Annotated in this window: 11 protein-coding genes; 8 read left to right on the top strand and 3 right to left on the bottom strand. The window is 72.9% G+C overall.

Annotated elements, in window-relative coordinates; genetic code table 11:
- The first annotated feature begins 58 nt into the window (after positions 1–58).
- The 6 genes from AB0F56_RS00565 (at position 59) to AB0F56_RS00540 (ending at position 8796) form a co-directional block, all read left to right on the top strand.
- Entirely contained in the window at positions 59–925 is an 867-nt protein-coding gene (locus tag AB0F56_RS00565) for a LysR substrate-binding domain-containing protein (RefSeq protein WP_362002504.1), read from the top strand.
- A gap of 267 nt (positions 926–1192) precedes the next feature.
- On the top strand, positions 1193–3022 hold the full coding sequence (locus tag AB0F56_RS00560; protein WP_362002502.1) for a long-chain fatty acid--CoA ligase: 1830 nt from the start codon (positions 1193–1195) through the stop codon (positions 3020–3022).
- A gap of 113 nt (positions 3023–3135) precedes the next feature.
- Entirely contained in the window at positions 3136–4413 is a 1278-nt protein-coding gene (locus AB0F56_RS00555) for an ABC transporter substrate-binding protein (protein ID WP_362002500.1), read from the top strand.
- A 13-nt stretch (positions 4414–4426) separates the two neighbouring features.
- The gene (locus AB0F56_RS00550) at positions 4427–7117 is read left to right on the top strand and encodes an ATP-binding cassette domain-containing protein (RefSeq protein WP_362002498.1); all 2691 of its coding nucleotides are present in this window, start codon (positions 4427–4429) and stop codon (positions 7115–7117) included.
- A complete protein-coding gene (locus AB0F56_RS00545) occupies positions 7114–7887 on the top strand; it encodes an ABC transporter ATP-binding protein (RefSeq protein ID WP_362002497.1) in 774 nt (257 codons plus the stop codon). The genes AB0F56_RS00550 and AB0F56_RS00545 overlap by 4 nt, the downstream gene beginning before the upstream one ends.
- Before the next feature lie 114 nt (positions 7888–8001).
- Positions 8002–8796 (top strand): aldo/keto reductase, encoded by a 795-nt coding sequence (locus AB0F56_RS00540; protein ID WP_362003184.1) that lies wholly within the window; start codon positions 8002–8004, stop codon positions 8794–8796.
- A 74-nt stretch (positions 8797–8870) separates the two neighbouring features.
- Here AB0F56_RS00540 and AB0F56_RS00535 read toward each other — a convergent pair whose 3' ends face one another.
- Positions 8871–9824, bottom strand: coding sequence for an NADP-dependent oxidoreductase (locus AB0F56_RS00535; RefSeq protein ID WP_362002495.1), 954 nt, complete (start codon positions 9822–9824; stop codon positions 8871–8873).
- Positions 9825–9929: 105 nt separating this feature from the next.
- On the opposite strand from AB0F56_RS00535, the gene AB0F56_RS00530 reads away from it, so the two are divergent.
- Positions 9930–11027, top strand: a complete 1098-nt coding sequence (locus AB0F56_RS00530; RefSeq protein WP_362002493.1) for a helix-turn-helix domain-containing protein — start codon at positions 9930–9932, stop codon at positions 11025–11027.
- The gene (locus tag AB0F56_RS00525) at positions 11024–11509 is read left to right on the top strand and encodes an RICIN domain-containing protein (RefSeq protein ID WP_362002491.1); all 486 of its coding nucleotides are present in this window, start codon (positions 11024–11026) and stop codon (positions 11507–11509) included. Before AB0F56_RS00530 ends, AB0F56_RS00525 begins: the two co-directional genes overlap by 4 nt.
- Positions 11510–11512: 3 nt before the next feature.
- Here the strand turns inward: AB0F56_RS00525 and AB0F56_RS00520 are convergent, their stop codons facing one another.
- Positions 11513–12445, bottom strand: coding sequence for a class I SAM-dependent methyltransferase (locus tag AB0F56_RS00520; RefSeq protein WP_362002489.1), 933 nt, complete (start codon positions 12443–12445; stop codon positions 11513–11515).
- A gap of 79 nt (positions 12446–12524) precedes the next feature.
- On the bottom strand, positions 12525–13457 hold the full coding sequence (locus AB0F56_RS00515) for an AraC family transcriptional regulator (RefSeq protein ID WP_362002487.1): 933 nt from the start codon (positions 13455–13457) through the stop codon (positions 12525–12527).
- Positions 13458–13502: the final 45 nt, after the last annotated feature.

Raw genomic sequence — 13502 nt, 5'->3', positions numbered from 1 at the left:
CCCGTACAGCGCTCTGACTGTCATCACGGAACGCGATGACCCGCGCTAGCCTGGCCCTATGTACGATCCGGCCCAGCTCCGCACCTTCCTCGCGGTCGCCGAGACCCTGAGTTTCACGCGGGCCGCCCGCCGGCTCGGCGTCCGCCAGTCGACGGTGAGCCAGCATGTGCGGCGCCTGGAGGACGCCACGGGGCGTCCGCTGTTCACCCGGGACACCCACAGCGTGGAGTTGACGGAGGACGGCGAGGCGATGCTCGGCTTCGCCCGGACGATCCTCAGCGCCCATGAGCGGGCCGCCGCGTTCTTCACCGGGACCCGGCTGCGCGGGCGGCTGCGCTTCGGGGCCTCGGAGGACTTCGTGGTGACCCGGCTGCCGGAGATCCTGGAGTCGTTCCGGCGCGAGCACCCCGAAGTGGACCTGGAGCTGACCGTCGAGCTGTCCGGGACGCTCAACGCCCGGCTCGAGGCGGGGCGGCTCGACCTGATCCTGGCGAAGCGGCGCGCCGAGGAGAGCGGAGGCGAGCTGGTCTGGCGGGACGCGCTGGTCTGGATCGGCGCGCCGCGCCTGCGGCTCGACCCGGAGCGTCCGGTGCCGCTGATCGTCTTCCCGCCGCCCGGCATCACCCGGGCCCGGGCGCTCGAAGCCCTGGAGGCGCAGGGCCGGGCGTGGCGGATCGCGTGTACGAGTTCCAGCCTGAGCGCCAACATCGCGGCGGCCCGCGCCGGGCTCGGCGTGATGGCGCACACCCGTGGGCTCGTGCCGCCCGGTCTGGCGCGGTTGCCGGCCCGGGCGGGCCTGCCGGACCTGGGCGACGTCGACTTCGTACTCCGTACCGGCCGTCGGCCCGGTTCGGCGCAGGAGGCGGCCGGCGCGCTGGCCGCCGCGATCCTGGCGGGCGGCGTCCGCCTGCACCGGCCGGACTGATCCGGCCCGGCCGACCCCTGCGCCTCTCCCCGCGTCGCGTGATCGGTGAGCGGCCGGTACAGATTCCGTGGAGATTGCGGACCGGGCTACTTACTCAACAGTCAGTAACCGCCCTCCGCAGTCCCTCAGTTGCTCTCTCAAACTCCCCTGACCTGTGAGAACACCCAATGTCCCGGCTTGGTGAAGGCCCTCCCGCCCGTCGGGCCCGTGGGGTACCGTCACCCGCGCCGTACGGAGCGCGACATCGAGCGTTCGAGGAGCAGGTCATTGCGCGAGTTCACCGTGCCGCCCATCGAGGCGGCGCCTCAGGTCGGCGGTCTGGCGGACGCCGTGTTCGACCGTGCCGAGCAGACCCCCGACCATGTCGCGCTCGGCCGCAAGGACGCCACCGGGCAGTGGCGTGACGTGACGTCGGCGCAGTTCCGGGACGAGGTGCTCGCGCTCGCGAAGGGGCTGATCGCGCACGGCGTTCGGTTCGGGGACCGGGTCGCCATCATGGCCAGGACCCGTTACGAATGGACCCTGTTCGACTTCGCGCTGTGGACGGTCGGCGCCCAGCCGGTGCCGATCTACCCGACCTCCTCGGCCGAGCAGGTCTACTGGATGCTGCACGACGCCGAGGTCACCGCCTGCGTGGTGGAGTCCGAGGACCACGCGATGACGATCGGCTCGGTCGTCGACCGGCTGCCCAGGCTCCAGCGGCTGTGGCAGCTCGACGCGGGCGCCGGCGCGGTCGCCGAACTGACGGCGGCGGGCGCCGAGATCGACGAGGACGTGGTGCAGCGGCACCGCCGGGCGGTGACGCCCGAGTCGGTGGCGACGATCATCTACACCTCGGGCACCACGGGCCGCCCCAAAGGCTGTGTCATCACCCACTCCAACTTCATGTTCGAGACGGACATGCTGACCGGCCGCTGGGAGCCGGTCTTCCACTCCAAGCCGGGCGACGAGGCCTCCACGCTGCTCTTCCTGCCGCTCGCCCATGTCTTCGGGCGGATGGTGGAGGTGGCGGCGATCCAGAGCGGGGTGAAGCTCGGCCACCAGCCCGTCCTGCAGGCCGCCGCGCTCCTGCCGGACCTGGCGGCCTTCCGGCCGACGTTCATCCTGGCCGTGCCGTACGTCTTCGAGAAGGTCTTCCACGCCGCCCGCCGGCGCGCGGAGAGCGAGGGGAAGGCGGGGCCCTTCGACAAGGCGGTCGACGTGGCGGTCAAGTACGCGGAGGCTGCGGAGCACAAGGCCTTCGGGCTCGGCCCCGGCCCGTCGGCGGGGCTGCGGATGCAGCACCAGTTCTTCGAGAAGGTCGTGTACGGGAAGGTCCGCGAGGCCATGGGCGGGCGGGTCCGGCACGCGATGTCGGGCGGCTCGGGCATGGACCGGCGGCTCGGGCTCTTCTTCGAGGGGGCCGGGGTGACGATCTTCGAGGGGTACGGCCTGACGGAGTCCTCGGCGGCGGCCACCGCCAATCCGCCCGAGCGGGTCAGGTACGGAACGGTCGGGCAGCCGGTGCCGGGGACGACGGTGCACATCGCCGAGGACGGGGAGGTGTGGCTGCACGGCGGCCAGATCTTCTCGGGATACCTGAACAATCCGCAGGCGACCGCCGCCGTCCTCAACGGCGGCTGGCTGGCGACCGGGGACCTCGGCGCGCTCGACGAGGACGGCTATCTGACGATCACCGGGCGGAAGAAGGAGATCCTGGTGACCTCCGGCGGCAAGAGCGTCTCGCCCGCCGGTCTGGAGGAGCGGGTACGGGCGCATCCGCTGATCGCGCAGTGCATCGTGGTCGGCAACGACCGGCCGTACATCGCCGCCCTGGTGACGATGGATCAGGAGGCGGTGGAGCACTGGCTGGCGATGCAGGGGCGGCCGCCGCTGCCGCCCGGCGAGCTGGTGCGCGACCCGAGCCTGGAGACGGAGATCCGGCGGGCCGTGGTGGCGGCCAACACCCTGGTCTCGCAGGCCGAGTCCATCCGGACGTTCCGCATCCTGGCCCATCCGTTCAGCGAGGAGCACGGCCTCCTCACGCCCTCCCTGAAGCTGAAGCGGAAGGCGATCGAGCAGGCGTACGCGACGGAGGTCAACGCGCTGTACGGCTGATCCGGGCCGCGGGCAAACCTTTCTGACGCATCGTCAATTGACGTTGTATCAGTTATTGCCCCTTCATCAGCACGGTCACAGAATGCGGTCACCCGACGGAGGGACGACCGACCGTGCTGCGACCGATCCGCACCCTCGCCGCCGCCGCGGCGGCCCTGCTCCTCGCCACCGCCTGCAACTCCGCCTCCACCGGAGGCACTTCGGAGAAGCCCGGCGCGTCCGGCTCTTCCGGCGCCTCCGTACGCGGAGTCACCGCCGACGCCATCAAGGTCGGCGGGATCGTCTCCATGACGACCGCGAGCGGCTACTCCAAGAAGGACACCGACCTCGGCGCCCGGGCCCGCTACGACCGGGCCAACGCCGAAGGCGGGATCAACGGCCGGAAGATCGACTACCTGGGCGCCGAGGACGACGGCCAGGACCCGGCGAAGAACCTCGCCGCGGCCCGCAAGCTCGTCCAGCAGGACAAGGTCTTCGCCGTCTCCCCCATGAGCTCGGTCACCTTCGCCGGAGCCGACTTCCTCAACGGCCAGAAGGTCCCGACCGTGGGCTGGGGCACGCTCCCCTCCTTCTGCGGCCCGGAGTACATCTACGGCTTCAACGGCTGCCTCGTCCCCACCCCCGGCGGCACCCTCAACCAGACCTGGCCCGAGGGTCTCGCCGCCGTCCTCGGCGGCGCGCGCGGCAAGTCGGTCGCGCTGATCGCGGGCGACAACGACGCCGGCAAGTTCGGCATCCGTACCTTCACCCAGGGCTTCAAGTCGGCCGGATTCCAGGTCCCGTACGCCAAGGCCGTGGTGCCCGCGACCTCGATGCCGAGCGACTGGTCGGCCTACACGAAGGAGATCCTGCGCTCGGGGCCCGGCGGCGGCGCGCCCGACGCCGTCGTCTCCGTGATGCAGACGCCGTACAACATCGGCCTGTTCACCGCCCTCAAGCGCTCCGGCTACAAGGGGATCCTCACCGACCCGACGGACTACGACCCCGGGCTGCTCGCCAAGGACGCGACGAAGCAGGCGCTCGACGGGGTGCACGTGCTGCTCCAGTTCCAGCCCTTCGAGGCGGACAGCCCGGCGATGCGCCAGTTCAAGGAGGACATCAGGAAGGCCGCGGGCGGCAAGGACATCCCCCTGAACATGCACATGCTCACCGGCTACATGAGCGCCGACCTCTTCCTCTCCGTCGCCGCCAAGGCCGGCAAGGACCTCACCGTCGAGTCCTTCCAGAAGGCCGCGTCCGGGTTCTCCGACACCGGCACGCTCGTCGGCGACCGCGCCCTGCCCAAGGGGCAGAAGGAGAGCTTCGGCTGCGGGTCGCTGGTCCGGCTGAAGAACGGGCGGTACGAGGTCGCCGTGCCGTTCAAGTGCTACCCGCCGATCCCGTTCGGCTGAGGGGCGCGTTCGCGTGGGTGACCTGCTGGGCTTCGTCCTGAGCGGTCTTGTCTCGGGCGCGCTCTACGCGCTGCTCGCGACCGGGCTCGTGCTCTCGTACTCCGCCTCCGGGCTCTTCAACTTCGCGCACGGCGCCACCGCGTACCTGTGCGCGCTGGCGTTCTACGAGCTCCACTCCGGTTTCGGCTGGCCGGCCGTGCCCACCGCGCTGCTCCTGGTGTGCGTGGTCGCGCCCGGCCTCGGCTGGGGGCTCGACCGGCTGATGTTCCGGAAGCTGGCGGGCGTCGGAGAGACCGCGCAGATCGTGGCGACGATCGGTCTGCTGGTCGCCCTGCCGGCGGCCGGGCTGTGGGCGGTCGAGCTCCTGGAGCGGGCCGGGGCGCCGGTCCTGCCCGCCGAGAACCAGTTCGGGCTTCCGGGCGTCGGGCCGAGCCCGGCGGTGTCCTGGCAGCTCCTCGACGGCGTCGGCATCGACTCCGACCAGCTCATCACCTGGGTCGCGACGGCGCTCGCCGCCGCCGGGCTCTGGGTGCTGATGCGGCACACCCGGCTCGGACTGCTGCTGCGCGCCGCCGTCGACAACCGCTCGCTGACCGAGCTGCGCGGCATCAGCGCCGACCGGCTGTCCTCGATCGCCTGGATGCTCTCCTCGGGCCTCGCCGGGCTCGCCGGGGTCCTCGCGACCCCGCTGCTCGGCCTCTCGGCCCACGACTACACCCTGTTCCTCTTCGTCTCGGCGACGGCGGCGGTCCTGGGCCGCTTCGCCTCCGTGCCCCTCGCGTTCGCGGGCGGTCTCGGACTCGGAGTGCTGCAGAACCTGGTGGCCGGGTACTCCTCGTTCGCAGAGGACATCACCGGCTTCCGTACCGCCGTCCCCTTCCTCATCCTCTTCGCCGGCCTCGTCGTGCTCGCCCAACGGCGGCGCGCGGCGGGCACGGCGGCGGCGGACCCGCCGCCGGTCGACTACCTGGCCGGGAAGGGCTGGGGCCGCAGATGGGGCGCGTGGGTGGTGGGCGGAGTGCTCCTCGGTACGGCGTTCTACACCGTCACCACGCCCTTCTGGAGCGGGATCCTGGCCCAAGGCCTGGCCATCGGGCTCGTGTTCATGTCCTTCACGGTGGTCACCGGGCTCGGGGCGATGGTGTCGCTGGCCCAGGCGACGTTCGTGACCGGCGCCGCCCTGGTCGCCGGTCTGCTGATGAGCCACGGCTGGCCGTTCGTCGCGGCGGCGGCCGTCGGCACGGTCGCGGCGGCGGTGCTCGGCGCGGTGGTGGCCCTGCCCGCGCTGCGGCTCGGCGGACGGTCCCTGGCGCTCGCCACGCTGGCCCTCGCCTTCCTGGCGGACCAGGTGCTCTTTCAACTGGGATGGCTGCGCAACGGCGACACCGGCTGGGAGATCCCCCGGCCCGTCGTCGGCCCGCTGGACCTGGGCGACGACCGGGCGCTCGGCCTCGCGCTCGTGGTGCTCTGCGGTGCGGTCGTGGCGCTGCTGACCTGGCTGCGCGGCTCGCGCTGGGGCCGGGCGATCCTGGCCGTGCGCTCCGCGCCGGAGGCCGCAGCCGCGTCGGGTGTGTCGGTGGTTCGGACGAAGCTCCTGCTCTTCACGGTGTCGGCGGGGCTCGCGGGGTTCGGGGGCGTGCTGCTCGCCTCGTACAGCACACGGATCACGGCGACTGACTTCACGGCCATGACGGGCCTGGTGTGGCTCGCCGTCGTGGTCGCGGCGGGTGTGCGGCGCCCGCAGTTCGCGGTGGTGGCGGGGCTCGTCTTCGCGGTGGTCCCGCACCTGATGGCGACGTACGTGACGGAGTCCGCGCACCTGCCGGTGATCCTCTTCGGCCTGGCGGGCCTCGCCCTGGCCAACGACCCGGACGGGTACTGCGCGGCCTGGCCTTCGCGGCGGGCGGCGCGGGCGGCTTCCTCGGCTCCGTCGGCTTCGGCGATTCCGGCCCAGCCCGTACGGGAAGCGGTACGACCCCGGCAGCCCGAAGCGGCCGCCGGGCAGGTGCCCGCGCTCGAACTGCGGGGCGTCCGGGCCGGGTACGGCGGCGCGGCCGTGCTGCACGGGGTGGACCTCGCGGTGCGCGCGGGCGAGGTGCTCGTGCTGCTCGGTCCGAACGGGGCCGGGAAGTCGACCCTGTGCCGGGTCGCGGCGGGCCTGCTGCGGCCCGCCGAGGGTCTGGTACGGGTACGGGGCGAGGACGCGACCCGGGACTCGGCGGTCGCGCGGGCGCGGCGCGGGGTGCGGCTCGCGCCCGAGGGGCGGGGGATCTTCGCGGGGCTCTCCATCGAGGAGAACCTGGCCCTGCACCTGCCGGGGGCCGAGGACCGGGACGCCGTCTACGCCCGCTTCCCCGTGCTCGCCGCCCGTCGCGGCGTCCACGCCGGGTCCCTGTCGGGCGGGGAGCAGCAGCTCCTCGCGCTCGCCCCGCTCCTCCAGCACCCGCCGGAGGTCCTCGTCGCCGACGAGCCGTCCCTCGGGCTCGCGCCCCGCGTCGTGGACGAGGTCTTCGGGCTCCTCACCGAGCTCCGTGCGCACGGGACCGCGCTCGTTCTGGTCGAGGAGAAGGCGGCCGAGGTGCTCGCGCTCGCCGACGCCGTCGCGTACCTCGCGCAGGGCGAGACCGCCTGGTCCGGGCCGAGGTCCGAGGTGGATCCGGACCGGCTCGCCGAGGCCTACCTGGGGACGGGAGTCCGCCGATGACCGCTGCCATGCTCCGCGCGAGCGGGATCTCCGTCCGCTTCGGCGGCGTCCACGCCCTGCGCGACGTGACGATCGACGTCCGGCCGGGCGAGATCTGCGGCCTCATCGGGCCCAACGGCGCGGGCAAGACGACGTTCTTCGACGTGCTGTCCGGCATCCGCCGCCCGGACGCGGGCGGGATCTCGTACGCGGGGACGGACATCACCCGCCGCTCCCCCGTGTGGCGGGCCCGCAACGGCATCCGCAGGACCTTCCAACGCCAGCAGCTCTTCGGGCAGTTGACGGTGGCGGACAACCTGGTCGTGGCCCAGGACTGGCGGGGCGGGGCGCGCCGGGGCGCACGCCACCGGGAGCGGGCGGCGGCCGTGCTCCACGAGTGCGGCCTTGACGCCCTGGCGGGTTCGTACGCGGGCGCGCTGCCCGTCGGGCAGGCCCGCATGGTCGAACTCGCCCGGGCGCTCGCCGACCCGCCCCGGGTCCTGCTGCTCGACGAGCCGGCGTCGGGCACGACCGCCGAGGAGCGGCGCCAACTGGCCGCCGTCATACGACACATGGCGGACGAGGAGAACTGCGCGGTGCTGCTCGTCGAGCACAACGTGGCCTTCGTGATGGAGCTGTGCTCGCGGGTCGTCGTGCTCGACCTCGGCCGGGTGCTCGCCGAGGGGACGGCCGCCGAGGTCCGGGCCGACCCGGCGGTCAGGGAGGCGTACCTCGGCTCGACCGCCCCGCAGGAGAGCGCTCACGGGGACGGGCGCGGGCGCGGGGAATGAGATGGGCAGTGTCCGTGTTGACGTGGGGAGTACCACCCCCCGAGACGTAAGGATCGACAGCACGTGAGCACGGACAACAAGGTCCCCTCCCTCACCCTGAACAACGGCGTGGAGATGCCGCAGCTCGGTTTCGGCGTCTGGCAGGTTCCGGACGACGAGGCGACCAGCGCGGTGGCGACGGCCCTGGAGGCCGGTTACCGCTCGATCGACACTGCCGCGATCTACGCGAACGAGAAGGGCACCGGCCGCGCCATCGCCGCGTCCGGCGTCCCCCGCGAGGAGCTGTTCGTCACCACCAAGCTGTGGAACAGCGAGCAGGGCCTCGAGTCGACCCTGCGGGCCTTCGACGAGTCGCTCGACAAGCTGGGCCTGGAGTACGTGGATCTCTACCTGATCCACTGGCCGGTGCCGGCGAAGGACGCGTACGTCGACACCTACCGCGCGTTCGAGAAGATCCTGGCCGACGGCCGGGCGAAGGCGATCGGTGTCTCCAACTTCCTTCCGGAGCACCTGGAGCGGCTGATCGGCGAGACCTCGGTCGTCCCCGCCGTCAACCAGATCGAGCTCCACCCGCACCTGCAGCAGCACGCCTCGCGCGAGGCGCACGCCCGGCACGGCATCGCGACCGAGGCCTGGTCGCCGCTGGGCCAGGGCAAGGGGCTGCTCGACGTCCCGGCGATCGTCGCCGTCGCGCAGAAGCACGGCCGCACCCCGGCCCAGGTGGTGCTGCGCTGGCACCTGCAGACGGGGAACGTGGTCATCCCGAAGTCGGTGACCCCGTCCCGTATCCGCGAGAACATCGACGTCTTCGGCTTCACCCTCGACGACGAGGACATGGCCGCGATCGCGGTCCTAGACGAGAACCGGCGCCTGGGCCCGAACCCGGCCGAGTTCAACGTCGGCGCCTGAGCGCCTGGTACGGCCCGAGGTGGGCGCCGGTTTCTTCCGGCGCCCACCTCGGCGTACGGCCGCTCGTACGGTGGTCAGACCGTCAGGACGAGCTTGCCGCGCGTCCGGCCCGACTCGCCGAGTGCGTGCGCCTCGGCGGCCTCGGCGAGCGGCAGGACGGTGTCGACCTCCGGCCTCAACTGTCCGGCCTCGACCAGCGCGGCGAGGGCGAGCAGTCCGGCGTAGTCGGGCTCGACCAGGGTGAAGCCGGTGCGGATGCCGCGTACGGACGCGGGCACGTCGTCGGGCGAGGGCAGCGTCACCAGCGAACCGCCGTCGCGCAGCACGGGCAGCGAGCGCGTGCCGTAGTCGCCGCCGTAGCAGTCGAGGACGATGTCCACGTCGCGTACGGCCCGGGCGAAGTCGGTCGTCGTGTAGTCGATGGGCTCGTCCACGCCGAGAAAGCGCAGGAAGTCGTGCTTGGCGCCGCTGGCGGTGCCGACGACGTACGCGCCGCGCGCCTTGGCGATCTGTACCGCGAGGTGGCCGACGCCGCCGGCCGCCGCGTGGACCAGGACCCGCCGGCCTGCGCGCAGACGGGCGGTCTCGACGAGCGCCTGCCAGGCGGTGAGCCCGGCGAGCGGCAGCGCGGCGGCCTCCACGTGGCTGAGCCCTGCGGGCTTGCGGGCGAATCGGCGGGCGGGGGCGGCGACGTACTCGGCGTAGCCGCCGCCCTGCTGCGGGAACTGCGGCATGCCGAAGACCTCGTCGCCGGGCGCGTACAGGGTGACGCCGAACCCGACGGCCTCGACGACGCCGGAGACGTCCCAGCCGAGGATCGGGGGCTCGCCCCAGGGGCCGAAGCCGCCGGAGGCGCGGATCTTCCAGTCGGCGGGGTTGACGCCGACGGCGTGGACCCGGACGAGGATCTCGGTCGGACCCGGCTCGGGACGGGCGACCCGGGCCTCGGCGAGGACCTCGGGGCCGCCCCACGCGGTGGCGGTGATCGCGCGCATCGTGGCGGGGGCGTCGGTGGCGGTGTCGTTCATGAGGACGGCTCCTGGTGCCGGGCGATTGCCTGATGGCCACCAGCCTGGGCCGGGGCGACCCCGGCAGGTACTGGCCAGAACGCCATGATGTGACAGAATCTGGCCATGACCTCATGCGTGCCCCTCCCGCCGGGAGAGCGACCGGCTGACGCGCCCCCGCTCCACCGGGTGGCCGTCCTGGCCCTGGACGGCGTCATCCCGTTCGAGCTGGGCATCCCCTCCCGCATCCTCGGCGGCGCTTACACGAACGACGGCAGGCCCCTGTACGACGTGCGCGTCTGCTCGCTCGACGGCTCACCCGTGCGCACCGCCGACGGCTTCTCCGTCGTCCCCGAGCACGGCCCCGAGGAGCTGGCGGCGGCCGACACCGTCGTCGTGCCGCCCACGGTCGAGATGCGCACCCTCGCCGACGACGGCAGCCTCACCGTCCTGGTCGCCGGCGCGCTCGCACGCATCAGGCCGGGCACCCGGGTCGTGTCGATCTGCAACGGCGCGTACGCGCTCGCGGCCGCCGGACTCCTCGACGGCCGCCCCGCCACCACCCACTGGTGGGAGACCGCCCACTTCCAGTCGCTCTTCCCCCTGGTCCGCCTCGACGAGGACGTGCTCTTCGTCGACGACGGGGACGTCCTGACCTCGGCGGGGGCGGCGGCCGGGGTCGACCTCTGTCTGCACCTGGTCCGGCGCGACCACGGCAGCGCCACCGCGAACGCGGTCGCACGGCGCTGTGTCGTCCCGCCGTGGCGGGACGGCGGGCAGGCGCAGTACATCGAGCGCCCGGTCCCCGAGCCGACCACGACGACCACCGCCCCCACGCGCGCGTGGGCCCTTGAGCGGCTCGACCGTCCGCTGACGCTGACCGAGCTGGCGGCGCACGCGCGGATGAGCGTACGGACCTTCACGCGCCGCTTCCGGGACGAGGCCGGGACGACCCCGGGCCAGTGGCTGACCGCCCAACGGGTCGAGCTGGCCAAGCAGTTGCTGGAGACCAGCGATCTGACCGTGGACCACATCGCGGACCGGGCGGGCTTCGGCAGCGGGAACTCGCTGCGGCAGCACATGCGCGCCCAGGTCGGCATCTCCCCGGCCGCCTACCGGCGCGCCTTCCATCGCACGTCCGAGGACACCACGGCCAAGGACATCACCGTCCAGGACATCACCGCCAAGAACATCACGGTCAAGGAAAAGGAGTTCGCGCAGTGAGCAGTGCGAGCGGTTCGCCCACGCCGGTCGACGAGGGTCTCTACCGGGTACGGAACGTGGCCAGCGGGCTGCTTCTGGAGGTGTACGACGGGTCGAGCCGCAGCGGCGCGAACGTGCAGCAGGGCAAGGAGAACGGCACACCGGGCCAGCACTGGCACATCCTGCCCGTGCCCAACGGCGGCGGCCTCTACCACCTGGTGAACGCGGCCAGCGGCAAGCGGCTCGACGTGGCGAACGCGTCGACGGAGAACGGCGCCAACATCCAGCAGTGGAAGGCGAACAACTTCGGCGCACAGGAGTGGATCATCGAGCAGGACCTCCAGTCGCCGGGCACGGTCGCGCTGGTGAGCTTCATCAGCGGGCTGCTCCTGGAGGTCGAGGACGGCTCGATGGACGACGGCGGGAACGTACGGCAGTGGGAGGACACCGACTCCCCTTCCCAGTGGTGGCAGTTGGAGCCGGTGTCCGCGCCTTCCGTGTGACGCTCAGCCCTTGCGGGCGGTGTGGACGGTGGAGGCGGAGAGCATGAAGAGGTCCGTGCGGCGGTGCACGGAGAGCGGGTCCTCCGGGTCGAGGAGCCGGTCGAGGCTCGCCCGGTCCTCCGCGTCGAGCCGCTCGGAGAGCGGCTCCCGCAGCCGCGTGAAGTCGGCGACGATCTGCTCCCGATGGAGGGCGGGCAGGGGCGCCGGGACATCGGTGAGGAACGTCCGGGTGCCGCTGGGGGTGAGGCCCGCCGCCGCGAGGAGCCCGCGCCAGTCGTCCGCCTCGTCCTTGCTGTCCGGGAGTTCGGCCCGCATCTGGGCGAACCAGTCGGCGTGCGCGGCCTCGATCCTGGTCTCCAGGCCGGGCCGGCCGAAGCCGATGTTCCGGGGCAGGTGGCGGGCGTAGAGCCCGCCCTCGACGAGGGCGATCAGGCCGCCGGGCCGCAGCAGTCCCGCGAAGGAGGCGAGGGCGGCGCGCTGGTCGCCGATGTGGTGGGTGGAGTTGCCGGCCCAGATCAGGTCGGCCTCGCCCAAGGCGTCGAAGTCCGCGGGGAGTTCGGCGTGCAGGGTGGTGAGGCGGCGGGTCAGGCCCTTGGCCTCGGCGCGTCCGAGCGCCCGCTCCAGGAGCTCCGGGCTGGAGTCCACGGCGACCACCTCGGCGAGCGGGAAGGCCTCGGCGAGCAGGGCGGAGATCACCCCGGGGCCGCTGCCGACGTCGAGGGCCCGGCGGACGCCGACGGCCGGGACGAGCTCGCCGAGCCACTGGGCGGCCTGGGTGTAGAGGGGGCTGTGGATGTCGGCCTGGCGCTCCAGGAGCGGCGCCATCGCGGCCCAGTCGAGGTGGGTGGCGTGGTGGTGGCCGCCCTTGTGGTCGTGGCCGTGGTGGTGCTGCCCGGGGGTGTGCTCGCGGTCGTGGCCGTGCGTGTCGTGAGTCATGGCGACAGCCTGCGGGCGGTGCGCGAGAAACGCGAGAATTATTGCCGTTCCGGCAACAGGGTTCACCCCCGCCGCCGGGCTATCCCCGCCGCCGGAACTCCTGCGGGCTGACCCCCCGGACCCGCTTGAACGCGGCGCTCAGCGCGAAGGCGCTGCTGTAGCCGACCTGCCGGGCCACGGACTCGACCGTCGCGTCCGTCTGCCGCAGCAGGTCGGCGGCGCGTGCGAGCCGCCAGCCGGTGAGGTACGCCATCGGCGGCTCGCCGACCAGCTCGGCGAACCGGCGGGCGAGCCCGGCGCGCGAGACGCCCGCCTCGGCCGCGAGCGAGGAGACCGTCCAGGGGTGGGCCGGGTCGTTCTGCAGCAGGCGCAGGGCGCGGCCGACGACGGGGTCGGCCATGGCGCGGTACCAGGCGGGGGCCTGCGCGCCGGGCCGGGAGAACCAGGCCCGTACGGCGGCGATGAGGATCAGGTCGAGGACGCGGTCGAGGACGACGCTCTGCCCGGGTTCGTCGCGGGAGATCTCCTCGTCGAGGAAGGGCATCAGCGGGCAGTTCCACACGTCGGTGGGCAGGTGCAGCAGGGGCGGCAGCGCGTCGAGGAGGCGCCGGCTGACCTCGCCGCCCATCTGATACGTGCCGACGAGCACCGTGTTCGCGCCGTCGAGGGCGTTGCCCCAGGTCCGTACGCCCAGGTGCATGGACTGGGCGAGCGGCTCCCCGCTCAGGGTGGTGCAGACGCCGCCGGGGCCGATCCGCGCGCGGGGCGGGGCATCGGGCGCGTCGGCGACGGTGTACGGCTCCGGGCCGCGCGCGATCGCGACGTCGCCGGGGCGCAGCAGGACGGGATCACCCCGGTCGGGGACGATCCACGCCTCGCCCTCCGTGACGCACATCAGGCAGAGCGGCGCGCGGTCCTCGATCCGTACGGACCACGGCGACTCCATGATCATCCGCAGCAGGAAGGCCCCTTTGGCGCGTGGTCCGTCGAGGAGTCCGGCGAGAGCGTCCATGGGGCGCAAGAGTAGACGCACGCGTATGGGAGTGAGTTCGTGGAG

It is taken from the genome of Streptomyces sp. NPDC026092 (genome assembly GCF_040638605.1).
Classification (GTDB): Bacteria; Actinomycetota; Actinomycetes; order Streptomycetales; family Streptomycetaceae; genus Streptomyces.
Note: the sequence above shows the minus strand (reverse complement) of the source record. Positions and strands in the feature narration are given on the sequence as shown.